Below are 24,806 nucleotides of genomic sequence, written 5' to 3' on the forward strand. Positions count from 1 at the left end.
CTCAGCCTTCCGCCCTGCGGAATTGTCCGATGAACCGGAGATCATCCGTGTAGAAGTGGCGGATGTCTTCGATTCCGTATTTCAGCATCGCGATGCGTTCCGGCCCCATGCCGAAGGCAAATCCGGAATGCACTTCAGGGTCATATCCGCCCATACGGAGCACGTTCGGGTGAACCATGCCGGCTCCGAGAATCTCGATCCAGCCCGTCTTTTTGCAGACGTTGCATCCGGATCCTCCGCATTTGAAGCAGGAGATATCCATTTCTACGGATGGCTCCGTGAACGGGAAATAACTTGGGCGGAGCCGGATTTCCCGGTCTTCTCCGAACATCTTCTTAGCGAAGCGATCAAGCGTCCCTTTCAGGTCGCTCATGCGGATGTTTTCTCCGACGACAAGCCCCTCGATCTGCGTGAACTGATGCGAGTGGGTCGCGTCGTCATTGTCGCGGCGGTACACCTTGCCCGGGCAGATGATCTTAAACGACTTTCCTTCCTTCGCTTCCATCGTGCGCGCCTGCACAGGCGACGTGTGGGTCCTGAGGAGTACATCCTCGGTGATGTAGAACGAATCCTGCATGTCGCGTGCAGGATGGCCTTTCGGCAGGTTCAGCGCTTCGAAGTTATAATAGTCCTTCTCGACTTCCGGTCCTTCCGCGACTTCATAGCCCATCGAAATGAAGAAGTCTTCAATCTCCTCGATGATGCGAGTAAGCGGATGATGAGTTCCCGTTTTCACCGGCGTGCCCGGAAGTGTTACGTCGATCGATTCCGCCTCCAGCTTCCTCGTCACCGCCTCTTCCTCGAGTGCCGCCATCCGGCTTTCAAGCTCGGCAGTCACCTCACCGCGAACCTCGTTGACGAGCGCACCCATTTTCGGCCGGTCTTCGGCCGGGAGCTTGCCCATCCCTTTTAGCAGGTCCGTGATCGGCCCCTTTTTACCCAGGTATTTGACCCGGACATCGTTCAGCGATTTCACGTCTGACGCTGAAGCGATAGCCTCTAGCGCTTCATTCTTTAACTGTTGCAGCTGCTGCTCCATTCATATTCTCCTTTCGTTAACCAGACTGCCGCCTGCTCTCCGGTTGCGGGCATACAAAAAGCCCCGCCCCAACAAAGGGACGAGGCTGAACTCGCGGTACCACCCTGATTACCGCACACGGGTGCGGTCACTCGGACAGGATAACGGCTGTGTGCCGGCTCGCCTTTACAGCTGATGCTGGTCCCGGCGGCAACTTGCGGGGTGAACTTCGGCGCCTTCTGATCACCGGCGCTTCCAGTCTCTGGCGCCGGCTCCCTGTCATCCGATAGGGTGCCTACTCTTCCCGCTTAATGTCTTTGGTCATTTACCCATTCAGTATATCGGAACATTCTGCCGGGGGTCAAGCAGGTTCAGGCACGCAGCGCATAGAGCAGAATTCCCGTCGCGACCGCCACATTCAATGACTCCGCCAGACCCCGGAGAGGAATCATCAGTTTCCTATCTGTTTCCGCAAGCAGTTCCGGATTGACTCCGCTTCCTTCATTCCCGACAATCAATGCAAAACTTTCACTTTTCCCGGGTTCATCATAGGCGACCGCGCCTTCAAGGGCAGTTCCAAAAACCTGGATACCCCTGCTTTTCAGTTGAAGCACGATGTCCTGGAGCTCGCCCCTGACCACAGGCAGATGAAAGTGCGATCCTTGAGCGGAACGGACGGTCTTGGGTGCATACGGATCGGCGCTGCCTTTCCCCAGTACCACGGCATCGATGCCGGCTGCATCGGCTGTGCGGATCATCGTGCCGATATTGCCCGGATCTTGTACAGCATCGACGAGAAGTAGGGTTTTCCAACTTTCCTGCTCGTCCGCGGTCACTTCCGGAATGCGGCACTGTGCATAGATCCCCTGGGGATGCTCAGTATCCGTGATTTCCCGCTCGACTTGGGAGGTGATTTCAATCATCTGGATCTCATCGGTCTCCCAATAGTCCGGGACGTCAACGCCTTCCCTGACAATCAGCGCAAGTACGGCGCCTTCTTTTTTAAGTGCTTCTTCAGCCAGGTGTTCCCCTTCCACGAGGAATTCACCGGTTTTATCACGCTCTTTCCTTGTGTTGACCAACTTTTTCCAATGTTTCACAAGCGAGTTCTGTGTGGATTCAATACGCTTCAATCTGTGACACCTTCCGTCATCCGTTATTTGACTTAAGTGTAGCAAAACAGATGTATAGCCGGCGAGCAAAACGGAAAACCTTTCCGCAGGAGGGTGATGAATATGAATTTTCAGATCCGCGATGCCATTACGGCCAATATGCAGGGGAATACCGCGGATGACATCCGCGGCGTCATTGATGACGCCATCTCTCGCGGCGAGGAGCATCTGCTTCCGGGACTCGGCGTGATCTTCGAGAAATTCTGGCAGCAGGCCGACGCCGCCGAAAAGCAGAACGTCCTGGCCGACCTGGAAAATGCATTCGGCAAAAAGGTACAGTAAGCCGCTGGTTCCGGCGGAGCTATCAGCAGACAAGCTGGTTCCGGAAGTCATATTTCTGGAACCAGCTTGTTTTCTTTTATAATTCTTAGCAAATTAGAGATGTTTTTAATTTCCGTTTCGGGCGGACGCTTTCCGCGGGGAAGGTATCGAGCCCCTTCCAGGGTCTCTCCACGCTTCCTTTTCCGCAGGAGTCGCCGCCCTTCACTACAATCAACAACTAGTTCAATAACCTTATTAAGCTTCGAGTTGGGCAGTTTTTCAGTACAACTTCGTCAAAACCAAGAATGATAACAAATTGAAGCGGATGGCCCGAGACTCCTCGAAAATGCTACGCATTTCCTTCATGCGAGGCAGATTCGAGGAGGTTTCTCTGTCCCGTAGGAAACGCGTTAATCAAAGACCCCAAGGATATTGCGCAATGCTCCGCTCCGCTGCTTTGCTCGCAGGAATCTTCCGCTATGCCATGTACACAAACGCCAGTCTCCATTGACTGCCGCGCAACGCTGAGCTTATGCACGCAGATGCCAATCTGCGTGTTGGCATCGGCTGAGGCAACGCTCGAGGACTAATTGACGCCGTCACGGAGAACGGCGTCTGTGCTCAAAAGCCGAGCGTTGACCGACAAGGCCCGCAGCGGAAGTACAGAGGTATTGGAGTATAAAAAACTGCAGACGAAGGAGTAATCAACTCGCTTTGTCTACAGTCTGGGGGCTGTCCAATAAGTATTAATACAATAAAAACAGCAAACGGCACGGACTCTGGTCGCTTACCGCGGGCCTGCAACGAGCCCCACGTAAAGCGGGTCTCGACAGCCCGGCTTTTCCCGCAGGTGTCTCCCGGCGTCCGTGCCGTTTGCTATATTAAGTTCTGAATCCGACTTTTCGGACATCCCTTTTACATATCTGCTTACAGAATCGATGCAAGTACCGCTTTTTGTGCGTGGAGGCGGTTTTCAGCCTGCTGGAAGATGTAGGAGTTCGGGCCGTCGATGACAGACGCAGACACTTCTTCCCCGCGGTGGGCGGGCAGGCAGTGCAGGAACATGAAGTCGTCCTTTGCATGTTTGACGAGCGCGTCATCGACCATGAAGCCATTGAATGCCTCGAGCCTTGCTGCCGCTTCCTCCTCCTGCCCCATGCTGGTCCAGGTATCGGTATAGACGGCATCCGCCCCGCTGACCGCTTTGACCGGATCGGATGTCCAGCTTACCTGGCCTCCGGTCTTGCCCGCGATGGCAACTGCTGTTTCCAATACGTCCGGCGATGGCTCATAGCCTTCGGGAGTCGCAACCGCGATTTCCATTCCTGTATGCGCGGCAGCGATAATGAGCGAGTGGGCCACATTGTTCCCGTCTCCGACATAAGCGATTTTTCTGCCTTTCAACTCACCCTTCACTTCACGCACTGTCAGAAGATCAGCAAGCGCCTGACAAGGATGGTAGATGTCGGTCAGGCCGTTGATGACCGGAATGCTCGCTTCCTCTGCAAGTTCCTGCACCATCGTATGTTTGTTGGCGCGGATCATAATGGCATCCAGATAGCCGGACAGAACATGGGCCGTGTCATAGACCGATTCTCCGCGTCCGATTTGCAGATCACGGGAATTCATATACATGGCATGCCCTCCAAGTTGGATCATGCCGGATTCAAAAGAAATCCTGGTGCGTGTCGAATGTTTTTCGAAGATCATGCCGAGGATCTTCCCGGCGAGCAGCTTCGGATAACGTCCCTCTGTACCAAGTTTCTTTAAGACAACGCCCAGTTCTACAAGGCCTTTCACTTCATCGCCCGAAAGCTGGTCAAGCGCCAGCAGATCCTTCCCCTTCAAGCTTTCAACCAAAACCATCTCCTGCATCCCCGTCATGAACATTCGAATCACCCTTCCATTTATTCATCTTGTTGAATTATTATACATTTGTATAAATATTAAATCAAGCGGTTCTTTATAACCACTTTTATTATTCCAGTTGCAAAACGCAAAAAAGCTTCCATGCCGTCCTGTCAGAGGATGCATGGAAGCTAGAGGGCAGGATCTTATTCGAATGTCAGGCGGTCGACCGTTTCGCGGTCCAGTTTCTTAATGACTTCCACGATAAGGCGGACGGCATTCTCATAGTCCTTCTTGTGCAACATTGCCGCATGGCTGTGGATGTAGCGGGTCGGGATGCAGATGGCAAGGGACGGAACGCCTTCGTTTGCCAAATGGATGGAACCAGCATCGGTGCCCCCGCCCGGAATCATCTCGAACTGATACGGGATCCCGTGCTCTTCCGCGGTTTCCACGACAAGGTCGCGAAGTCCTTTATGAGAGACCATCGATGCGTCAAACAGGACGATCTGCGGGCCGTCGCCCATCTTGCCGGAAGCCTCTTTGGAAGAGACGCCTGGCGTGTCTCCTGCGATGCCGACATCCACTGCGAATCCGATGTCCGGTTTGACCTTGGCAGCGACTGTCCGTGCACCGCGAAGACCGATTTCTTCCTGTACGGCTCCTGCAGAAAAGACAGTATTCGGGTGCTGCCCGTCTTTCAGTTCGCGGAGAACGTCGATCGCGATTGCGCAGCCGATCCGATTATCCCAGGCTTTGGCCAATAGATAATCCGGGTTGTTCATTACTGTGAACTCGAAATATGGTACGGCCATGTCCCCGGGTAGTACGCCCCACTCCATCGCCTCTTCTTTTGAGGAAGCACCGATGTCGATAAACATATCCTTGATATCCACCGGTTTCTTGCGAGCATCAGCAGAAAGGATATGAGGCGGCTTGGATCCGATGACTCCGGTAAGTTCACGTCCGTCGCGCGTTACGATGGTCACACGCTGTGCAAGCATGACCTGCGACCACCACCCGCCGACTGTCTGGAATCTGAGAAAACCTTTGTCGTCGATTTTAGAGATCATGAAGCCGACTTCATCGAGGTGACCGGCCACCAGTACACGAGGGCCTTCCTCTGCACCTTTCTTTTCTGCAATCAGTGAACCGAGGCCATCGTAACCGATCGAATCGGCCAACGGTTCGATATAGCGCTTCATCACTTCGCGTGGTTCGCGTTCGTTGCCCGGTATCCCTTTTGCATCTGTCAGGTCTTTTAACATCTGTAGCTGTTCGTCAAGCTGGACCATTACTTCGACCTCCTAAACATGTGTCATTCAAATTATAGTGGATAGAGCAGGCGTTTTCAAAACATTTCGGGAAAGAATGATTCTCTCAGTTGGCATCAAGTTCTGTTTTCAGTCGCCTGATGAATGCATCCTTTTCATCCACTCTGATTGCGACCGTCCGATAAGGCTTCCGGATTCCCATGAATAGAGTCGCGGAAACGGGACGTTTCAGCTTGATGAGGACATCCGGACAGGCCTCTTCAAAATCCCGTGCAATGAATCCGGCGGTGTCTTTGGAGAGTTTCGCGGACAATTCTTCCCCTCCTGTCACCATTTCGGCTATGTCCGAATAGCGGATTTCCATCCGGTTGGCCATCCCAAGCGAGAGGTAAAGACGATCCCGGCCGAATACTGCCGGATTCAGCCTGACTGCCTGCATGTCAGCGATGAAATAGATGACCGAATACACGTTCAGGATAAGAAGGATGATTGACAGTATAAGTGATTTTTCATGGAGCCACCAGTGGATGCCGATGGTTTCGATGATGATGGCATGAATAAGCATAAGCTGCATGGCCATATGACTCGTTTTGCGGTGGAGGGTGAATGCATCCTCAGTGAGCAAAGGCTTCTTTTTCCACGATACGAATGCATAATAGAACATCAGCATCTCGGAACAGAATGCGTGAACGATCGGATGGCTCCGGATATGGAGATCGACAGCTTCTGGGAAAGCGAAAAGAAGCGGCTTTGTGCCCTCCCTGGTCGTCCGTAGGATTTTTGGCAGGTAGACAAACAGAGATACGACAAGCACCAGCTCAAGCAGGAGAAGCGCGCCTTCTGCGGCAAATCCGACATAGGTGATCGGTGCGTAGCCGCCCAGCCACTCGGCTGGAATCAGGAACCGCGCAACGATCAGGCCCGTCGCCGAGCCGAACAAAAAACTCTTCAGCGTAATCGCTCTTCTCCAAGCCAGGAACAGGAGCGGTGCCACGATTGCCAAGTCGAACAGGGAACCGAGCACAACCCCCTCTGATGCATCCGAAAGTACATAGTCGCCGAACTCCGTTCGATAAAGCATCAGATTGGAGCCAAGCACAAGCAGCAGGAGAACCAGCCATACAGGGTTTGCGGATTTGCGGACGACAGTATTCATCGGATCACCCTCCACTATCTTTTACTTCTATTATACGTTGCCGCTGTTGCTGCCTCCTTCCTCCGCATAAATAAACCGCCCCCAAAACGGAGGCGGTTCACACATTGTTCAGATTCAGCTGCCGGACCCTTGCTTGACCCATTTGGCGACTTCAACCGTCCGCCGGGCCTGATGCCCGACAGCTGCTTTGATTTTTTCTTCGCCTTCAATCATATTCCCGTCCTGGTCGACCGAGACACTGGTTCCATACGGGTTTCCTCCAGCCGCAAAAATCGACTGGTCCGTATAGCCCGGCGCGGCGATGATGGCACCCCAGTGGAAAAGCGACGTGTAAAGGGAAAGGATGGTCGCTTCCTGCCCACCATGAGGATTCTGCGCGGAAGTCATGGCACTGCACACCTTGTTGACAAGCTTGCCCTGCGCCCACAGTCCGCCTGTAAGATCAAAGAACTGCTGCATTTGGACAGACTTGCTGCCGAAGCGGGTCGGTGCACTGAAGATGACGGCGTCCGCCCATTCCAGGTCTTCCGGCTTTGCTTCCGGCTCGCCCTTGACGGAGTCGTGATGCTGTTTCCATGCCGGATTGGAGGCGATTGCCGCTTCCGGAGCAGTTTCCGCCACTTTTAGAACCTTGACTTCAGCGCCTGCTTCTTCTGCTGCTTCTCCGGCCCAGTGAGCCAATTTGTGGTTCGTTCCCGTCGAGCTGTAGTGAATGACCGCCAGTTTGATTTTATCCATCTGAACAACTCCTTTTATGTCGTCATTTGATACGCAAACATTACTACTATCTCCTATCCCCTGAATGGTAAAACACGAACCCATTAACGGATGACGGCTTCAGGCACCCGTGATAAAGTGAATCTACTATGTAAGGGAAAGAGGCCAGAATATGCGCGTCTTTATCTATTTCATCATCTTCTTTTCTTTTTTTGATCTGTTCAGCCAGCTTCCAGTGATGAGTCCGCATGCCGTTCTGCTCGGCGCGACCCCCTTTGTGACCGGTCTCGTCGTAGGCATTTATTCATTCGCCAATACAATCGGCAACGTGTTCTCGGGTTTTGCAACGGACCGGCTCGGACCGTTCCCGATTCTGATTGCTGGGTTGCTGTTATCTTCGGCTGCGCTGTTCCTCTACATGCCCGCGGATACGCCGAACGCCCTTCTGGCGGTCCGTACAGTCCACGGTTTCATGGAAGGGCTGATCGTGCCTGCGGCGTTCACTTTCATCGCCAACCGTTCGGAAGGAACCAAGCGCGGCAAGAATTCCGCCCTGTCAGGTGCTTTTGTCGGACTTGCTGCAATTGCCGGCCCGGCACTGAGCGGCATTATTGCTTCCCGGACAGGTGCCCCGTTCATCATGATGATGAACGGCGCTTTTCTCCTGACGCTTGCCGTTCTTGCGCTGTTCGTCCTTCGCGGAACCCCCCTGCAAAAAAATGGCCGGAAGGTTTCGGGCCAATCTTCAGGCCACTTCCCGGTCCGCGAGCTGTTCCGGCATCCCGGAATTATCCGGGCGTTTGCCGGCGCCTTTTTCCTGATGTTTTCCCAGGGCGTGCTCGCCCTCGTCCTTCCACTCCGTGTGGAAGCACTCGGATATGATACAAAGACGAGCGGTTTGCTTCTCAGCGTTTTCGGCGTTGTCGCCATCCTGATCTTCATCCTGCCGACCAATCGCCTGTTCGATAAAGTGAGACCGGAAGCCACACTGGCATTTGGAATCGCCCTTATGGGGGCCAGTATGCTATTTCTGTCTGTTGCGGACCAGCTGCCGTTACTCTTTGCGGCGATGTCATTGTACGGTGTGGGATTTGCCTTCTTGTTCCCATCCGTCAACTCACTTCTGATCGACTCGACGGATGCGGAATACCGTGGGAAAGCCTATGGATACTTTTATGCTTTCTTTTCGATCGGTGTGGTCGCTGGATCCGGAGTGATCGGATTGTTGGGACTGGAAGCAAAAGGCGCCTTTGTGCTTACCGGTGCGCTTCTTCTTGGGGTGGCTGCCTATGCACTGTCCGGACTTAAACGGGGACAGACTGGATTATGATGACGGGATCCCCATAAACAACAAACAGCCATCCGCACATCTGATGAACAGATGATGCGGATGGCTGTTTTCATTTCCCTTATCAGTTGAGGACCTTCACTTTGACTGTTTTGGATCCCCACTGGAGTGCGCGGCTCTTGTTCGGGATAAAGACATCGATGCGATTGCCTTTGATGGCGCCGCCGGTGTCTCCTGCGATAGCTTCGCCGTAGCCTTCAACCCAGACTTTCGTCCCGAGCGGAATGACTTTAGGGTCAACGGCGATGACTTTCTGGTTAGGGTTGGCTCTCAGGTTAATGCCTGTCGCCGTAACTCCGGAGCAGCCGTTGCAGTATGCCGTGTAAGCTGTTGCGCGAACGGATAGTTCACGGGCAGCTGACGGAGCAGGCTTGGATGCGGACGCCGTATTGGATGCGCTCGCCTGGACCGCCTTGCCGGATACTTTCAGGGCTTGGCCCGGATGGATAAGCGAACTGCTGAGACCATTCAGTCCCATGAGGGTGTTGACGCTCATGCCATGGTTGGTTGCGATGCGGTAAAGAGTATCACCGCTTTTAACAGTATATGTGGAAGCGGGAGCTGCTGCCGATTTTACTGCAGCAGACGCTTTCTGTTGGGTTTGGGCTGGTGCGGCCTTGCTGCCCCCAGATGTTGTAAGTACATCTCCGGGACGGATCAGATCAGAGGAAAGGGAATTCCACTGTTTCAGCTGTGCGACTGTGACAGAATTGGCCTGAGAGATGGACCAGAGTGTATCACCTTTGGAAACTGTATGCTCCGCTGCCGAAGCGGTTCCCACCCCTGCACCCAGAGTCAGAGCTGCCGTTAGCGCAATCAAGCTTTTTTTCATATGGTAAATGTCTCCTTTCTTCAACGACACCCACTCTACCACGCCTATGTTACAGCGGCGTAACAAATCGATGAAGAAACGAAAACATTATATTACACTCACGAAATAGAAGTCTCTGAATCTAGCGGCAATCGGATTCTTGCCGTTGTCCCTTTCCCTACCTCACTTTCGAACTCGATCGAACCCCCGTGCCGTTCCAGGATTTTAAAACTCTTCATAAGGCCCATGCTGGTGCCTTTTTCTTTGTTCGAGTAAAAAGGTTCCCCTAAAAGCGGCAGCCGGTCCTCCGGAATGCCGATGCCTTCATCCCGGACTTCGATGATCGGCCCTTCCCCGCTGTCCCAGGCCGAGAGATAAACCGTACCGCCACCCGGCATGGCTTCGTATGAATTTTTAACCAGATTGATAATGACATGCTTGATCTCATCCGATTTGCAGATGGCCGGCAGCGGCCCTTCCGGAATATTAAATCGGATTGTGCAGTTATGCACCCGGGCTTCCGCTTTGAGAAGAATGATAAGATCCGACAAAACATTTGTCAGGTCAGCCAATCTCATTTCGTCTTCCTGATGGGGATCTGACAGCATCAGCAACTCATCGACAATTTCTCCAATGCGATCCAGTTGTTCTACAACAATGTCTTTATATGCATCGGCAGAACCGGTTTCGTCGATCAGCTGGATGAAACCTTTCACAGCTGTCAGAGGATTTCTCACTTCATGGGCAATGCCGGCGGCCAAATGACCGACCATGCCTAGCTTTTCCCATTTCAGATTCATCTGTTCCGAGAATTTCTGTCTGGTAACGTCCTCAGTGAATCCAATTAGCCGGACAACCCGGCCGTCATTGTCGCGAATCGGCACCGATTTAGTCCGCAGCCATTTCAATTCCTTTCCAGGCACAACAACCCGGAACTCCATTTCACCCGTTGAATCCGGATTGCAGAGCACATCTGCCATTTTTGCCCGATCGTCGGCATGGATATATTTTTGAAACGCAAGGGAATCAACATAGATTTCGTTTAGCTCCACCTCAAATAAGCCTCTGATTGCCGGACTGAGATAGATAAAACGATTTAGGATAAAGTCATATTGAGCAATACCCAAGTCCATGTTTTCCATAATATCGACAATGAGCTGGTCGCGGTCCTTGATGATCCGTTCCTGCAGGCGGATCAGGGATTGAGTTGCAGCTGAAGACTCCTGAGAAATAAATAAGGCACAGGTAGCAGACAATTCACCATCTCCGTCATATACAGGAAACGCGCTGATGGTGACAGGAATGCGTTCGCCACTTTTGTTTAAACGGACCGTGAAATATTTGACCAAATGCTCACCGGCAAGCAGACGTGCACGGACCATCTCAAATTCATCTGTTCTTTCGTGAGGAATAAAACTTAAAATACTATCGCCCAGGTCTTCGCTCGTCCAACCAAATTCCTTCGTAAATGCCCGGTTAAAGCCCCTTATGCTTCCATCCGGTTCAAGAATGACCGCCGCTTCATCCATATATTCAAAAAGCGGACTCATGAAACCTGTGGTTTTCATCGGTACGGAAATAAATGACGCAGTTTTTTTGATATGAAAGGTTCTGATCATAACGTGATGTTCATCAAGGCGTTCTGCGTTTTCCAAATAAAGCGGATCATAAAATTCATCTCTGTTTCTGATGGAAAATGGAACGAATTCTTCTCCTCGATGAGCTTGGCGAATCCTTTCAAAGAAAAGAGGAATATCGCGAACATGGACCGTATCATGCACAGATAGATCTTGAGGGGATGGAGGCCTGAGAGGCGCAGTTTCCTCTGGTTTGCAAACATAGTAAGTTCCGCTATCGATATGAACGATAAAGTATAAATAACCAGTGCTATTTGAAGTAGAAAGACTTAAATTTTCCATTGGACAACCCACTCTCATATAAAAAGTCGAACCTTAGTCTCCCTTCCGGACCCAAAGCCTCACTATTCTGTCAAGCAGTTATGCATATTATACTAGTATTCTGTAATTATTAGAAGAATTATTGTTTAATTCAGCGTATACAAAAGTGTTTCTATCCCATGTATTGTCCGGAGCCGTGTTTCTCAGCAAAACGGCACAATGAGTTCAGGACTATTGTTCTTCGGAGAATTGACGGCCGAAGAGACCTCATAGGCCTCCATCCTGTCCGCATCGTAAGGGACAAGCAGACGGTTCAGTGATTCGATGTCCCGGTTGTCCGGATTCAGCCACTCCTCTTCACCGGACTTCTCCAGAATGACGGGCATCCGGTCATGAATCTTCTCCATCAGACGGTTCGGTCGGGTTGTGATGGCTGTGCATGTATGGACTTTCTCGCCGTTCGGAGAAATCCAAGTCTCCCATAGTCCCGCCATGCCGAAAACCTCCTCATCCTTCAGCCTGATCCTCATCGGCCTGCGGATGTCTCCCTCCCGCTGCCATTCATAGAACGAATCGGCAGGAATGATGCAGCGTTGCCGCTCGAAAGCCTGCCGGAAACTAGGTTTTTCCGACAGGGTTTCCGCACGCGCATTAATCATCCGGCTGCCGATTTTCAGATCTTTCGCCCAACCTGGCACAAGTCCCCAGCGCAGCTTCCCCATCCTGTTTTCCCGGCCGTCGCTGATCACTGCAACCACCTGTTGCGTCGGAGCGATGTTGTAGCTCGGACTAAAATCCACCTCTTCGAATGATCGGGTGATTCCGAACCGGGCAACCAGTTCCCCATATGGGACATACAAAGTAAACCTTCCACACATCGTAAAACCCTCCCGAACAATCGCTTTTATCCGTTATACAAAAAAAGAACGGCCTGTGCAAGCGCACAGGCCGTTTTCTTCAGTATTCAGTGGACTTCGTGTTTTTTTCCAGCCCTACCTATGGCTGCCGTAGACATGAGCCCGGCTATGAACGTGATAAGACTGATGGTCCCTGTCAAAAAGTCCGCAGGAAGCCCCGGGAAGATGACAAACACCGAACCGGCGATCAGGCCGATGATGATGGAATACATCACGATAGGAATCTTATTGAGCAAATAGTGGATGACCTTGCTGCTGATGATGAAGCCAACACCGACTCCTGCACCGATCACCGCGATGATCGGCAGATTCAGGTCGGACAGTGCCGCGATTGCAGTGGAATAAGCTCCAAGAAGCAGCAGGATGAACGAACCGCTGATGCCGGGCAGGAGCATCGCCATGCTGCCCAGCCACCCGGCAAAAAAGAGGCCAATGGCATTGGAAGCATTCAGTTCACGTATTGGTTCAGATTCTGCGGGATTTAGGAAAGCGGTGGCTGCAAGTGCGACTCCTACTGTGATGAGCAGCACGTAGTGACCAGCCCTAAAATTCCGTGACATCCCAGCCTCTCTAGTCAGAAAAGGCAACACACCGAGTACCAAGCCGATAAAAAAGAATTGTGTCGGCACGATGTGATAAGTAAGCAAATAATCAATTAGTCGGCTAAACAGCAACAGAGCCGCTCCGATCCCCACCCCGAGAGGCGCCAGGAACAAAAGATGCTTTTTCCAGTCCCTGCTGAAGAACCCGCTGATTCCAAGCAGCAAACGATCATATATTCCGAGGATCAGCGCAATGGTTCCTCCGCTTACCCCGGGAATCAGATCGCTGATGCCCATCATAAGGCCACGGTAAATGTTTCTCCATTCCATCATCCATTCCATCCTTCCAAATCTAAATCAACTTCTCTACTATAACATGGCAACCGCATTAACCCGGGCTACCTATCTATCCCAATAAAAAACCCGCATCGTTATGCGGGTCTGTGCATTATGCTTGTTGGGCTTTGAGAGCGTCCACTTTCTCTTGCCACTCCGCTTCCGTCATCCCTGTTTCCAGGAAATAGCGGTTTCGCGGATGCTCGCGGCATTCGTCGGAGCAGCTGCGCTGATGCAGAAGCTCGTTTTCTTCAGAGGCCAGGATTTTCTTATTGCATTCCGGGTTTGCACAATTGACATATCTTTCGCAAGGTGTCCCATCAAAATGATCACGGCCTACGACGACGTGCTCAACCTGGTTGACCGGAACAGCGATGCGGTTGTCGAACACATAGCACTGGCCGTCCCACAGCTGCCCTTTTGCGACAGGGTCTTTTCCGTAAGTAACGATACCACCGTGCAGGTGAGCCACGTCTTCAAAGCCTTCACGTTTCAGCCAGCCGGTAAATTTCTCACAGCGGATACCGCCTGTGCAGTATGCCAAAATCTTTTTGCCTTCAAATTTTTCGCGATTATCACGTACCCATTCCGGCAGCTCGCGGAATGTTTCCACTTCCGGCCGGATGGCACCGCGGAAATGTCCGAGGTCATATTCATAGTCGTTGCGCGCGTCAAGGACGACAACATCGTCACGCTGCATCTGCTCAAGGAACTCTGCCGGCTCCAGGTACTCGCCGGTCAGTTCATTCGGATTCACATCTTCTTCAAGGCTCAGGTTGACGATTTCATTTCGATATCGTACGTGCATCTTCCGGAAAGCATGGCCTTCCGCTTCATCCACCTTGAATACCAAGTCGTTGAAGCGCTCGTCAGCATGCATCGCATCCATGTATTTCTGTGTTTGTTCCACTGTGCCTGAGCAAGTTCCGTTTATACCTTCTGCCCCGATGAGGATGCGGCCTTTCAGCCCGAGCTCCCTGCAAAACTCCAGGTGCTCCTGTGCGTATGTTTCCGGATCCTCGATCGGCACGTATTTATAGTACAAGAGGACTCTGTGTGTGAATTTTCCCATAATCCGACACCATTCCCTTTCTCCTTTAAGTTTAAAAATGCCACACACCAATATAACAAAATCTCCGCCGATTGTGTAGCGGAAATCAACGGAAAACAGGCCCGGAGATGGTCCGCGGGCCTGTAATTCATCATGTTTTCATATTTCTGTACCTATCGATAAAGACATCGGGCGACTCTTCCGTCCGGAAGGCGAACACACCCTCATCCGTATGCAGGTACAGGAACCAGCACCGTACTGCTACGGCACGGACACTCATGTCCCAAACTTTTACAAGAGGAAAATCACGCTCGTAGGAGATCACGGCATTCTCGGTAAGTACGAGGTCATACTCCACCTGCTCTGTCCGCTGCTGCAGACGGCGGATCGACCGCTCAGTCCGGATGCAGCGGATGGCCGCCACTGCCCGCTGCTCCATCATTTGAATACGGATGTGCTATGGAGCGGCTGGACACGGGACTTCGGATCAAGGTAGGCCTTTGCGTTGTTGATGGCGATTGGGGCTTCGCCTAGACCGACCGCAATCAGCTTGACCTTGCCGTCATAAGTTGTGACATCGCCGGCCGCATAGATCCCCTCGATATTGGTCTCCATCTTAGTGTTTACGAGAATCGAGTTTTTATCCATTTCAAGTCCCCATTCCTTGAGTGGACCGAGCGAAGAGACGTTTCCATAGTTCACGATCACATGGTCAGCATGGAGATTTGTCTCGTCGCCTTCCTTGCTGACGAGCACGACCTCGTTCAGCTTGCCCTCTTCTCCCTGCAGAATCTTCACGTTATGCGAGGTTTTCACTTCGACGGTCGATTCATGGAGTTTTGTGACACTTGTTTCGTGGGCCGTGAATCGTTCACGCCGATGGACAAGCGTTACTTTATCCGCAACTTCTTCGAGCATCATTGCCCAGTCCACCGCGGAGTCTCCTCCTCCGCATACCAGCACTTCAGTGCCCCGGAAGCTGGAAAGGTCCTTGACGCCATAGTGCAAACTCTTGCCCTCAAAGCTTTCTGCCCCCTGGACGTTGAGTTTGCGGGGCTGGAAGGCTCCTACTCCCGCGGTGATCAGCACCGTGCGTGAATAGTGAACACCTTTGTCCGTTTCAATGACGAACAGGTCCCCATCGCGATTTGCTGCGAGTACAGTCTCACCCAGGCAAATTTCCGGTTTGCCGTATTTAGCCTGTTCCTCCAGGTTGGCAACCAGATCTTTTGCAAGGATTTTTGGGAAGCCGCCGACATCGTAGATATATTTATCCGGATACAGCTCAGAAAGCTGACCGCCCAGCTGTGGAAGGCTATCGAGAATTTTGACTTTCATTTCGCGCATTCCTGCGTAGAATGAGGCAAAGAGCCCTGTAGGTCCTCCACCAATAATCGTTATATCAAAAACTTCATGTTCATTTTCCAACATTATTCACTCCTATTTCAGTTGCGGCTGAGAGTTCTATTCAGTACACATTATAACGGTAACCCGCGTCATTAGAAAACACATTGCTTTGACTTTTCCCGTGCATCCACTGCTGCCTTGCTTTAAAATAGAAACCGGATGAAAAATATCGGAAAATCATTGCAGAAAGGTTGTTTTAATGTGGGAAAGCGGGAGGACATCTACGAGTATATCATCAGCAAAAAAGAAGAGATGGCAGATGAATGGCTTGAACGGAGCACCGGCAGCGGAGAGGAATCAGTGTTCCGATCCGACGAAAAAGGCAAATTGCACATTCAACACGACCAACTGATCGAAACCGTCAGCCGGATTTTCATCGAAGACAACAACGACTTTAAACTACATATCGATAACTGGTCGGAAGCTGTCGCCTCCCACTGGGTTAAAAGCGGTGTGACTATGCATGAGACCATTGCGCAGTTCCGCCTGATCCGGGGAGATTACTGGAACAGCGTCAAAAACTATATTCTTTCGGAGAAACAGGGTTTTTCCATTGAAGACGCCTTTTATTGGAGCAATATCGTCAATGATGCCTTTGACTTTATCATGGAGAACTTCGCCCGCCATTTTGAAGATGCCCATAAAAAGATTCTCACTTCCCAGCAGCAGATGATCACCGAGCTGAGCAGTCCCGTCATTCCGGTAAAGCGCGGTATCGGCATCCTCCCTCTTGTCGGAGACATCGATACATACCGTGCACGGATTATTCTTGAAACCGGTCTGGAACAGGCCGCAACTCAAAAGTTGGACATGCTTTTTATCGACCTCTCTGCCGTCCCGATCGTCGATACAATGGTAGCTCACCAGCTGTTCCAGCTGATCGACGCACTGCGGCTGATCGGCGTGGAAGCCATCCTGTCAGGCATCCGTCCGGAAATCGCACAGACCGCCGTCCAGCTCGGAATCGAATTCCGCGGCATCAAGACACAGGCTACTCTTATGAATGCACTTGAACGGTACAGCTGAACGGCTTCTGCCCTTCCCTCCCGACGGAGCGGGAGGGCTTTTCTGTAACGGAATCGATTTTCACAATTCTCCGCCGATTGCCATTGCAAATCGGGCCGCACTAATCAAAAATAGAATAGAGGGCTATTTTTGAAAAGGGAGTGGTTTTGGTGACCACATTCAAAGACTACGAATACAAGCGGCCGGAGATGGAAGCACTCAAGGCGGAATGGCACAAGCATCTTGAACAGTTCCGGCAATCTGCTTCCGCCGATGAACAGGACCGGGAAATCCGGGAAATGAACCGCCTGGCGGATGACTTCTCCACAGCATCTAATCTGGTGTATATCCGATCCTCCATCGACACAAGTGATGCGTATTACGAAGAGCAACGGGATTACTTCAATGAAATCGGCCCCGAGTTTGATGAGCTAAATACTGCTTTCTATAAAGCACTGATTGCAAGTCCGTACAGGGAAGAGCTTGAAAAGCGATGGGGAACGCAGCTGTTCACCATCGCCGATCAGAAAATACGCTCCTTCAAGGCGGATGCCATCCCTCTTCTCCAGCAGGAAAACAAGCTGGCTTCCGAATATGCGAAGCTGATCGCTTCGGCACAAATCGAATTCGACGGCAAGACACTGACATTGGCCCAGCTCGGCCCCTATGCACAGTCAACAGACCGGGAAGTTAGGAAAGCCGCCAATGAAGCACGGTTCGGCTTTTTCAGCAGTCACAAGGATGAGTTCGATGGGATATATCAGAAACTGGTCGAGGTCCGCCATAAAATCGCCCAGATCCTTGGCTACAAGGATTTCGTGGAAGTCGGGTATTTGAGGATGAACCGAATTGGGTATGACCGGGAGATGGTAAAAAACTTCCGTGAACAGGTCAAGCAGCACATCGTACCTCTTGCTACCCGGTTATATGAACGTCAGGCAGCCCGGATTGGCGTGGACCGCCTCACCTTCCATGACGAAGGACTGAACTTTGTCACCGGAAATGCTGTTCCGAAGGGCGATCCGGAATGGATCATCGAAAACGGAAAAAAGATGTATGATGAGCTTTCACCGGAGACTTCGGAGTTCTTCCGGTTCATGATGGATCGGGACTTGATGGATCTCGTCGCCAAAAAAGGAAAAGAAGGCGGCGGTTACTGCACGTTTATCGATAACTATGACTCCCCGTTTATCTTCTCGAACTTTAATGGCACATCCGATGATATCGACGTCCTCACCCATGAAGCGGGTCACGCATTCCAGGTCTACTCCAGCCGGGGAATCGGGGTGCCAGAGTATATCTGGCCAACGAGTGAAGGTGCCGAGATCCACTCGATGAGCATGGAGTTCTTCACATGGCCATGGATGGAACAGTTCTTCAAAGAAGACACCGAGAAGTATAAGTTCAGCCACCTCAGCTCTGCACTGCTATTTCTGCCATACGGTGTAGCCGTCGATGAATTCCAGCATCTCATCTATGAAAATCCGGGAATGACACCGGAAGAACGTAAAGCAACCTGGAAGAGGCTTGAGGCAGAGTATCTCCCCCATCGCGATTACGAAGGCTTCGAGTATCTTGAAGAAGGCGGGTTCTGGCAGCGCCAGGCCCATATTTATGAAGTGCCGTTCTACTACATCGACTACTGTCTCGCCCAGATTTGCGCGCTCCAGTTCTGGAAGCGATCCCGGGAAGAGCATGAAACGGCGTGGGCGGATTACCTGCATCTTTGCCGCCTGGGAGGTTCCTTGCCGTTCACAGAACTGGTCAGGGAAGCAAATCTGATTTCCCCATTCGAAGACGGCTGCATCGAATCCGTCATCGGACCGATCACCGAATGGCTGGATTCTGTGGATGATCAGGCACTTTAAGTGTGAGTAGATAAGAAAAAGGACAGGTCAGCAGGCCTGCCCTCAGACTGCAGACAAAGTGAGTGGCTTTTCTCTTTGTCTGCAGTTTTTTTTCAATTCCTGAAGATCCACTGGAATAAATCACACGTCAGACTTATCAGATTTGCATGAAGAAATTTACTTCGATTAACGAACAAAATATCCTTCATTTTTGATAATTGTTATTTTATGATAACTTATGAAAATAAATAATTTAGGGGGTCATCCAATGAATAAAAAATGGATTGCCATGGGTGCTGCCGCAGCGCTGTTTCTTGGAGCATGCGGAACAAAACCAGCGGATATCAAAGATGTATCTGCTGATGCGGAAAGTTATAAAAAAGCGGCTGACATTGATGCGCCTGATGCATACAGCGAGGACTTTCTTCTCGACACGAGTATCTTCATGTCGGAAATCGCAGAACACACTGGTCTCCTAAACCGCAATGTGGAAGTGGCAATCGAAAATGGATCAGTTGAAGATGAGGAAGCAGTGAAGGAAGCCATAAGCGCCTACACGGATTTCACTTCTGCCTTCGAGCTGAATGGCGAGTCGAAAACGGAAAAGGAAATTGAGAAGATTGCTGGTGAAATCGACGACAACATGAACACGTATATCGATTACATCGAAGACTATCTTGAAGAGCCGAAAGAACTTCACAATACAACGCTTGATAGCGCGAAATCACGAGTGATGCGTCTTGCGGGAGATATGAGTTCCGAGTTGGCCGACAACGGTGCGCAACCGGCTCTTGAAGACCTGAAAGAGCAGTTCGATTCCCTTCACTACAATGCTGATTTTGTTGGATTCAAAGGCAACTTCGCAGTATCCGGCGATTCGTCCCAGTAATGGCGATGGAATCTAGCCTGGGGAATTTATCGACTAACAGTCTGCAGACGCGATGATAAATAATACGCATAAAAGCTCCCGTCAGATCTGATTGACGGGAGCTTTTATGCATGCCAATGGTTATTGGGCTTTTTGCTTCATATAATTCCTACGTTATTTCTACGTTTATGCAAGACGTGGCGGCCGGTTCTCAGACTCCCTTTTTCTCTGAACAGCCCAAATTGCTGCGATCACCAAAATTCCAATGATGTTGGTGATCATATCCGGATCGATCAAACACAATCCTCCGATGACCAAAAGCAGCCGCTCCCACCAACTGGACGGGCCGACGAAATAACCTATCAGCCCGCTGCTCACTCCTGCCATACCAATCAGTGCAGTCAAGATGGCGATCGATATCCCGATAAGCGTAGTATCAACGCCGACCAACATCGGGTTATAGACAAAAATGTAAGGAATGATGAATGCCGCAATGGCAAGTTTCACGGCTGTGACACCTGTCTTAAACGGGTTGGCCCTCGCAATGCCGGCACCTGCGTAGGCCGCCAGGCAAACTGGCGGTGTGATGTCCGCCACGATGCCAAAGTAAAAGACAAACATATGAGCCGCAATAGGAGCAACGCCGAAGTCATTGATCAGTGCGGGCGCTGCGATTGTCGCGGTCACTACATAATTGGCTGTTGTCGGAAGGCCCATTCCGAGAACGATGCAGGCAATCATTGTGAAGATAAGTGCCAGTATGAGAGATCCACTGGCAAGCGCGATGATCCCCGCAGCAAATTTGGATCCGAGCCCCGTCATGCTGACGACTCCGGCAATGATGCCTGCCGTCGCCACCGCAGCGATGACAGGAAGTGCCACGCGTGCACCTTCCTCAAGCACCCTGACCGTTCCGCGCAGCGACATTCGGGTGTCTTTTCTGATCAGACTCACCAAAAAGGCAGATAAAATCCCGTACAGGGCGGCGCGCTGCGGAGTAAAGCCGATAAGGATTGTGCCGATGATGACGACAAGGGGCACGAGCATATAACCGTTTTTCAGCAGAAGCTGTTTAAAAATCGGCAACTGCTCTTTCGGCATCCCGCTGATCCCTAGCCTCTTCGCTTCGTAGTGTGTACCTATAAATATCCCTGCAAAATAAAGAATCGCCGGAATGACGGCAGCTGCCATGATATCCGTATACGGGACTCCAAGGTACTCCATCATGATAAAGGCAGCGGCACCCATGAGCGGCGGCATGATTTGACCGCCAGTGGATGCAGAAGCTTCCGTTGCAGCTGCAAACTCTGGTTTGAAACCGGATTTCTTCATCATCGGTATCGTAAACGAACCGGATGCGACAGTATTGCCGACAGAACTTCCGGAGATCATCCCCTGGAGCGCGCTAGCCGTTACTGCGGCTTTGGCCGTTCCCCCTGTAAATCTGCCGGTCAATGAGTAGGCAATATCATTGAAGAATTGTCCGATCTTCGTATGGACCAGCATAACCCCGAAGAACAAGAATAGAAAAATGAATTTCGCGGAGATTTGGATTGGCGTCCCGAATACACCGCTTTCCCTGTACCAAAGATTCGTGGCAGTGCGTTCGAATGAAAATCCTGCATGGGAAAGAATCTGAGTCGGAACGTATTTGCCGAATACCGCGTAGGCGATCATCACTGAAGCGACAATGACAATAGGAAGTCCGACAGTACGCCTGGTTGCTTCCAACACCAGAAGTATCCCTGCCACCGATATGATGACATCGGGTGTACTGTATCCGGAGATCCTGCTCTGCAGAATTGAATCGAAAAAGATGATTTTATGGTAGGTGACATACATGGCGGCGAAGGCAAGAATGACATCATACCACGGAACGCTGTTTTGCTTTTTCTGAAGACCGGCCTTTGCAGGAAACAGCAGAAAGATGATGCCCAAAGCTGTCCCTAAATGGACCGCGCCCTGCTTTTGCGAGGGCAGCATTCCAAAATAAGCCGTATAGAGATGGAAAACTGTCAATGAAACCCCGAGAAAAGTAACGATCCATGCCCATTTTCCGAGATTTGTTCGAACGTGGCTTTCTTTATCGTATTTTTCCAGCATTTCACGTGCATCTACCTGTTGCTCATTGCTTCCCATCCCTTCGTCCTCCTTCCAAGAAAAAAGACAAAGAGGGAGACGACCCTTCCTCTTTGCCTCCCCCTATCTTAGTTCAGATCTTCAAAGCCATTGATGCCGCTTGCTTCTCTCGTGACAATCTGGACAACTTCAGGATAAATATGGCCGATGAATGCCGCATTTGGGACTTCGTTGTCCGCAAAGTCCTGTTCTCCGTTCACCGCAAACAGGGCGGTCTCATGAACGGTCATCCCCAAATCCATATTCCCATCACGGATTGTTGCCATGTTTTCAATCGATGCCCCAGTCTCTGTGTTAGTGATGTTGATGCCGTCGATGGTCTGATTCCAGATAGTCGCCATTTCTCCGCCGAGCGGATAGTAGGTCCCACCCTGGCTTCCTGTTCCCAGAATCAGCTCATTCTTGGATCCGTCAGCAGAAACTTCTGCCACTGGATTGTCCACGGTCAGCCCTTGTTCTTCATAATAGCGCTTTGCGCCGGGGTGGATTGGCAGCCCTTCCGATCCTTTGAGGGCATTTTCAAGTGTCATTTCTTTTGCTTGGGCATGGGTGTTTTCACTTGCCTTCTCAATCATGGTTTTCGTGATCTGATAGCCGGTTTCTTCATCAATTGTGTCCGTGTTTGCCATAAGGATGGCGTATGCCGTTACGGTTTGAACATCTTCTTCCTGGAACTCATACGTGCCTGCTGGGATTGTCATCGCTTTGTATTGTGTGTTTTCTTCAATATGGGTGACTGCTTCTTCAGTTAGACTGATCAGTTTGACGTCTCCAGCCGCCGATTGAAGATTTTCGATGCTGGCAGCCGGCAGGCCTAGAATCCCGATCGAGATGTCGATATTCCCATCTTGCACGCCGTCAGCAGCATCCCCGAATCCTTCCTGAAATTCTTTGTAGTCTCCTTCTTCCAAGCCGTACGCTTCAAAAATCACTTTAGAAAGTCCATTAGTTGCGCTGGCAGGAGGGCCGATTGCGATATTTGCACCGCTTCCTCCACCGCTACTCTCACCGCCACAAGCCGATAGTGCCAGCAGGCTCACCACTAGCACCGCCACCTGCCAAAATCTCTTCCCTTTCATTGGTCATCCCCCTTTATGTGATGGATATGCATCCCACAGGTGACTGCACAGAGAAGTTCTTCTTTAATTATATGAATCTTCTAACACATTTGCAATATTTTACTGAAAACGCTTTCCGAAATAGATTCGACAAAGAAAAACGGGCTGGTGAGATTAAGTACTGCACCGGCCCGCTTTCTGTTACCAGAAACTTGGTTTGACGACCATAAAGTAAAGCATGAGCATCAGCAGCAGAATATAAATCCAAAGTTTTCTGTTCAGGATCCTCAGCAGACGCACACGATCCTTCCCGTCTTCTTTAAGTTCCATAATGACCGGCTTAAATGCCCGTGCCAAAAAGACGATGGAGGCAAGCATGACCAAAATCGTCATGGCCACCCAAGAGGTCGTCCACATGTACCCGGAGGAAAGAATCAGCAGGACGCCGGACAAAACAAGAAGATGTCCCGCATGTTTCACAATCCGCACCGCCGATTGGAAAACCGCCAATTGGACACCCAGGGCGGCCTGATCGGCAACCTTCATCCTTCCGATCAACGGAACGAGGACAAAAAACGGTCCGATCGAAAGTGCCGCGCTGAAGACATGCAAATACAAAATCAGTTGATAGTAAACACTCATTCCCCTTTATCGCCCGCTTTGATCGGGGTAACCGCGGACGCCCCCACCCCTGCATTCTTCATGTAAGGCTGCAGATCTCTATATTCCATGTTGCTCTCTCCCTGATGTCAGATAAAGAAACCGGCTTTTTTCGCTTCAAACTCCAGCTCTTCCCTGAAGTTCGGATGAGCGATGGAGATGAGCCGGCGGGCTCTTTCAGAAAATGGCTGTCCGTACAGGTCGGCAATCCCATACTCTGTAACGATCGATCCGACCGAGTTCTTGGATGTAGTCACGACAGAACCGGGTGTGAGCGCCACTTTGATGCGTGACAGAGTATCGTTTTTTGCAGTGGAGTGAAGGCAGATAAAGCCCTTTCCGTTCCTGGAAAAACGGATGCCGTTTGCAAAGTCGGCCTGGCCGCCGCTAAGCGAATAATATTTTCCGGCTACCGTCTCTGAAGCCGCCTGGCCGTATAGGTCGATTTCAGTTGATGCATTGATCGAGACCATCTGATCTTCCAGCGCAATTTTCGCAGGATTATTGACGATATGGACCGGCTGGAATTCTACGCCCGGGTTGTCATTGAGAAAGTCATAGAGTTTCTGGTCGCCGAGCGCGAATGTGCAGACGATTTTCCCCCGATTCGTCGTCTTCCTAGTCCCGTCTACCGATCCGGCATTATACAAATCGACGACGCTGTTCGTCAGCATTTCTGTATGGATGCCAAGGTGGCGGTGATCTTTCAGCCTGGACAAGACAGCATTCGGGATGGCGCCGATGCCAACCTGGATGGTGTCACCGTCTTCGATGCGTTCCACGACTCTTTGGGCTATCGCGATGTCCTTCTCGGTGACAGGAGGGGCTTCCACCTGTACCAATGGTGAATTATCGCGGATATACCCTCTGATCTGACTGATATGGATCTGGTTTTGACCAAATGTTCTCGGCATGTTTTCGTTCACTTCGAGGACAAATGGTACCTTCCCGATAAACTCCGCGACATAGTCCGCATTCGTCCCGAGCGAAAAGTAGCCGTGCTTATCCATCGGCGATGCTTTTGCCAAAACCATCGACAATTTGGTTGTCCGTTTCAGCAGGTAAGGGACATCCGAAAAATTGTTCGGCACCAGTTCGATGGTTCCGTTATGGTAGGCTTTTCGTGTCGCCCCGCTTAAAAAGTAGGACACGTGGTTCAGCTTTCCGTTGAATGCTCCGTTGATGTATTGGCGTTCCCGTATCACATGCATTTGGTGGATCCTTACGCCTTCAAAACTTTCAGCATGCGCCTCGAGAATATCAAGGAGGTTGATCGGTTCACCGTTTGCAATCGGAACAACCAGGTCATCTCCTGGCTTAATGAATGAAAGGAATTCCTGCTCTGTCATTTCTTTAGTCATAGGTTTGTCTCACTCCAATCCGTTTGACTGTTTCATCATCATGATCGTACCACAGCTGGGCTGTATCATTATCTCCGGCGTCCTGTTGTCACTCAACTGCCGAACAATTGGC

The 24,806-nt window shown here is 51.0% G+C and carries 22 protein-coding genes and 1 other annotated feature; of the genes, 5 read left to right on the top strand and 17 right to left on the bottom strand.

The window, feature by feature from the left end; genetic code table 11:
- Position 1 precedes the first annotated feature (1 nt).
- Both pheS and BMX91_RS07180 read right to left on the bottom strand, forming a co-directional pair.
- A complete protein-coding gene (pheS, locus tag BMX91_RS07175) occupies positions 2–1,039 on the bottom strand; it encodes a phenylalanine--tRNA ligase subunit alpha (RefSeq protein ID WP_092051537.1) in 1,038 nt (345 codons plus the stop codon).
- Positions 1,040–1,111: 72 nt separating this feature from the next.
- Positions 1,112–1,339 (bottom strand) — a binding site (T-box leader).
- Positions 1,340–1,389: 50 nt separating this feature from the next.
- Positions 1,390–2,151: a TrmH family RNA methyltransferase gene (locus BMX91_RS07180; protein ID WP_092051539.1), complete on the bottom strand. Its 762-nt coding sequence runs from the start codon at positions 2,149–2,151 to the stop codon at positions 1,390–1,392.
- A gap of 102 nt (positions 2,152–2,253) precedes the next feature.
- Between BMX91_RS07180 and sspI the strand changes: the two genes are divergently transcribed.
- Positions 2,254–2,472 (top strand): small acid-soluble spore protein SspI, encoded by a 219-nt coding sequence (sspI, locus tag BMX91_RS07185; RefSeq protein WP_092051542.1) that lies wholly within the window; start codon positions 2,254–2,256, stop codon positions 2,470–2,472.
- A gap of 906 nt (positions 2,473–3,378) precedes the next feature.
- On the opposite strand, the gene argF is transcribed toward sspI, so the two are convergent.
- The 4 genes from argF to wrbA all read right to left on the bottom strand — a co-directional run bounded on the left by argF (position 3,379) and on the right by wrbA (position 7,467).
- Positions 3,379–4,341 (bottom strand): ornithine carbamoyltransferase, encoded by a 963-nt coding sequence (gene argF / locus BMX91_RS07190; protein ID WP_245744316.1) that lies wholly within the window; start codon positions 4,339–4,341, stop codon positions 3,379–3,381.
- 164 nt (positions 4,342–4,505) lie between these two features.
- A complete protein-coding gene (locus BMX91_RS07195; protein ID WP_092051544.1) occupies positions 4,506–5,594 on the bottom strand; it encodes a M42 family metallopeptidase in 1,089 nt (362 codons plus the stop codon).
- Positions 5,595–5,679: 85 nt separating this feature from the next.
- Positions 5,680–6,729: a beta-carotene 15,15'-monooxygenase gene (locus BMX91_RS07200; RefSeq protein ID WP_092051547.1), complete on the bottom strand. Its 1,050-nt coding sequence runs from the start codon at positions 6,727–6,729 to the stop codon at positions 5,680–5,682.
- A 114-nt stretch (positions 6,730–6,843) separates the two neighbouring features.
- The gene (gene wrbA, locus BMX91_RS07205) at positions 6,844–7,467 is read right to left on the bottom strand and encodes an NAD(P)H:quinone oxidoreductase (protein ID WP_092051550.1); all 624 of its coding nucleotides are present in this window, start codon (positions 7,465–7,467) and stop codon (positions 6,844–6,846) included.
- Between the two features lie 151 nt (positions 7,468–7,618).
- Here wrbA and BMX91_RS07210 point away from each other — a divergent pair, with 151 nt between their 5' ends.
- Positions 7,619–8,776 (top strand): MFS transporter, encoded by a 1,158-nt coding sequence (locus BMX91_RS07210; RefSeq protein ID WP_092051552.1) that lies wholly within the window; start codon positions 7,619–7,621, stop codon positions 8,774–8,776.
- Between the two features lie 82 nt (positions 8,777–8,858).
- Here BMX91_RS07210 and BMX91_RS07215 read toward each other — a convergent pair whose 3' ends face one another.
- The 7 genes from BMX91_RS07215 to BMX91_RS07245 all read right to left on the bottom strand — a co-directional run bounded on the left by BMX91_RS07215 (position 8,859) and on the right by BMX91_RS07245 (position 15,780).
- A complete protein-coding gene (locus BMX91_RS07215) occupies positions 8,859–9,626 on the bottom strand; it encodes a LysM peptidoglycan-binding and 3D domain-containing protein (protein WP_092051555.1) in 768 nt (255 codons plus the stop codon).
- A 98-nt stretch (positions 9,627–9,724) separates the two neighbouring features.
- Entirely contained in the window at positions 9,725–11,524 is a 1,800-nt protein-coding gene (locus BMX91_RS07220) for an ATP-binding protein (protein ID WP_177168310.1), read from the bottom strand.
- 182 nt (positions 11,525–11,706) lie between these two features.
- Positions 11,707–12,381 (bottom strand): SOS response-associated peptidase, encoded by a 675-nt coding sequence (locus tag BMX91_RS07225; RefSeq protein WP_092051561.1) that lies wholly within the window; start codon positions 12,379–12,381, stop codon positions 11,707–11,709.
- Between the two features lie 86 nt (positions 12,382–12,467).
- The gene (locus BMX91_RS07230) at positions 12,468–13,292 is read right to left on the bottom strand and encodes a DUF368 domain-containing protein (RefSeq protein WP_092052172.1); all 825 of its coding nucleotides are present in this window, start codon (positions 13,290–13,292) and stop codon (positions 12,468–12,470) included.
- A 118-nt stretch (positions 13,293–13,410) separates the two neighbouring features.
- The gene (gene trhO, locus BMX91_RS07235; RefSeq protein WP_092051564.1) at positions 13,411–14,370 is read right to left on the bottom strand and encodes an oxygen-dependent tRNA uridine(34) hydroxylase TrhO; all 960 of its coding nucleotides are present in this window, start codon (positions 14,368–14,370) and stop codon (positions 13,411–13,413) included.
- Positions 14,371–14,500: 130 nt separating this feature from the next.
- The gene (locus BMX91_RS07240; RefSeq protein WP_092051567.1) at positions 14,501–14,773 is read right to left on the bottom strand and encodes a hypothetical protein; all 273 of its coding nucleotides are present in this window, start codon (positions 14,771–14,773) and stop codon (positions 14,501–14,503) included.
- Between the two features lie 14 nt (positions 14,774–14,787).
- Complete coding sequence (locus BMX91_RS07245) at positions 14,788–15,780, bottom strand: NAD(P)/FAD-dependent oxidoreductase (RefSeq protein ID WP_092051570.1); 993 nt, start codon at positions 15,778–15,780, stop codon at positions 14,788–14,790.
- Positions 15,781–15,957: 177 nt separating this feature from the next.
- Between BMX91_RS07245 and BMX91_RS07250 the strand changes: the two genes are divergently transcribed.
- From BMX91_RS07250 to BMX91_RS07260, 3 genes are all read left to right on the top strand, one after another.
- Positions 15,958–16,782, top strand: coding sequence for an STAS domain-containing protein (locus BMX91_RS07250; protein ID WP_177168311.1), 825 nt, complete (start codon positions 15,958–15,960; stop codon positions 16,780–16,782).
- A gap of 149 nt (positions 16,783–16,931) precedes the next feature.
- The gene (locus tag BMX91_RS07255) at positions 16,932–18,629 is read left to right on the top strand and encodes a M3 family oligoendopeptidase (RefSeq protein ID WP_092052176.1); all 1,698 of its coding nucleotides are present in this window, start codon (positions 16,932–16,934) and stop codon (positions 18,627–18,629) included.
- A 247-nt stretch (positions 18,630–18,876) separates the two neighbouring features.
- Positions 18,877–19,497, top strand: coding sequence for a hypothetical protein (locus BMX91_RS07260; RefSeq protein ID WP_092051575.1), 621 nt, complete (start codon positions 18,877–18,879; stop codon positions 19,495–19,497).
- 165 nt (positions 19,498–19,662) lie between these two features.
- Here the strand turns inward: BMX91_RS07260 and BMX91_RS07265 are convergent, their stop codons facing one another.
- From BMX91_RS07265 to BMX91_RS07280, 4 genes are all read right to left on the bottom strand, one after another.
- On the bottom strand, positions 19,663–21,615 hold the full coding sequence (locus BMX91_RS07265; RefSeq protein ID WP_092051577.1) for a TRAP transporter permease: 1,953 nt from the start codon (positions 21,613–21,615) through the stop codon (positions 19,663–19,665).
- 68 nt (positions 21,616–21,683) lie between these two features.
- Positions 21,684–22,694 carry a TAXI family TRAP transporter solute-binding subunit gene (locus tag BMX91_RS07270; RefSeq protein WP_092051579.1) on the bottom strand — a complete coding sequence of 337 codons (1,011 nt, stop codon included), beginning with the start codon at positions 22,692–22,694 and terminating at the stop codon, positions 21,684–21,686.
- Between the two features lie 180 nt (positions 22,695–22,874).
- Positions 22,875–23,315, bottom strand: coding sequence for a hypothetical protein (locus BMX91_RS07275; RefSeq protein ID WP_092051581.1), 441 nt, complete (start codon positions 23,313–23,315; stop codon positions 22,875–22,877).
- 107 nt (positions 23,316–23,422) lie between these two features.
- Positions 23,423–24,694 carry an acetyl-CoA hydrolase/transferase family protein gene (locus tag BMX91_RS07280; protein WP_092051584.1) on the bottom strand — a complete coding sequence of 424 codons (1,272 nt, stop codon included), beginning with the start codon at positions 24,692–24,694 and terminating at the stop codon, positions 23,423–23,425.
- Positions 24,695–24,806: the final 112 nt, after the last annotated feature.

The organism is Bhargavaea ginsengi (assembly GCF_900109165.1).
In the GTDB taxonomy this organism is placed as follows: domain Bacteria; phylum Bacillota; class Bacilli; order Bacillales_A; family Planococcaceae; genus Bhargavaea; species Bhargavaea ginsengi.

Coding starts and splice junctions, on each gene's coding strand:
- wrbA (WP_092051550.1), bottom strand. CDS start 7,467: ATGGATAAAATCAAACTGGCGGTCATTCACTACAGCTCGACGGGAACG.
- BMX91_RS07260 (WP_092051575.1), top strand. CDS start 18,877: ATGAATAAAAAATGGATTGCCATGGGTGCTGCCGCAGCGCTGTTTCTT.
- BMX91_RS07220 (WP_177168310.1), bottom strand. CDS start 11,524: ATGGAAAATTTAAGTCTTTCTACTTCAAATAGCACTGGTTATTTATAC.
- pheS (WP_092051537.1), bottom strand. CDS start 1,039: ATGGAGCAGCAGCTGCAACAGTTAAAGAATGAAGCGCTAGAGGCTATC.
- trhO (WP_092051564.1), bottom strand. CDS start 14,370: ATGGGAAAATTCACACACAGAGTCCTCTTGTACTATAAATACGTGCCG.
- BMX91_RS07195 (WP_092051544.1), bottom strand. CDS start 5,594: ATGGTCCAGCTTGACGAACAGCTACAGATGTTAAAAGACCTGACAGAT.
- BMX91_RS07265 (WP_092051577.1), bottom strand. CDS start 21,615: ATGGGAAGCAATGAGCAACAGGTAGATGCACGTGAAATGCTGGAAAAA.
- BMX91_RS07215 (WP_092051555.1), bottom strand. CDS start 9,626: ATGAAAAAAAGCTTGATTGCGCTAACGGCAGCTCTGACTCTGGGTGCA.
- BMX91_RS07280 (WP_092051584.1), bottom strand. CDS start 24,694: ATGACTAAAGAAATGACAGAGCAGGAATTCCTTTCATTCATTAAGCCA.
- BMX91_RS07270 (WP_092051579.1), bottom strand. CDS start 22,694: ATGAAAGGGAAGAGATTTTGGCAGGTGGCGGTGCTAGTGGTGAGCCTG.
- BMX91_RS07245 (WP_092051570.1), bottom strand. CDS start 15,780: ATGTTGGAAAATGAACATGAAGTTTTTGATATAACGATTATTGGTGGA.
- sspI (WP_092051542.1), top strand. CDS start 2,254: ATGAATTTTCAGATCCGCGATGCCATTACGGCCAATATGCAGGGGAAT.
- BMX91_RS07230 (WP_092052172.1), bottom strand. CDS start 13,292: ATGGAATGGAGAAACATTTACCGTGGCCTTATGATGGGCATCAGCGAT.
- BMX91_RS07200 (WP_092051547.1), bottom strand. CDS start 6,729: ATGAATACTGTCGTCCGCAAATCCGCAAACCCTGTATGGCTGGTTCTC.
- BMX91_RS07210 (WP_092051552.1), top strand. CDS start 7,619: ATGCGCGTCTTTATCTATTTCATCATCTTCTTTTCTTTTTTTGATCTG.
- BMX91_RS07275 (WP_092051581.1), bottom strand. CDS start 23,315: ATGAGTGTTTACTATCAACTGATTTTGTATTTGCATGTCTTCAGCGCG.
- argF (WP_245744316.1), bottom strand. CDS start 4,341: ATGTTCATGACGGGGATGCAGGAGATGGTTTTGGTTGAAAGCTTGAAG.
- BMX91_RS07225 (WP_092051561.1), bottom strand. CDS start 12,381: ATGTGTGGAAGGTTTACTTTGTATGTCCCATATGGGGAACTGGTTGCC.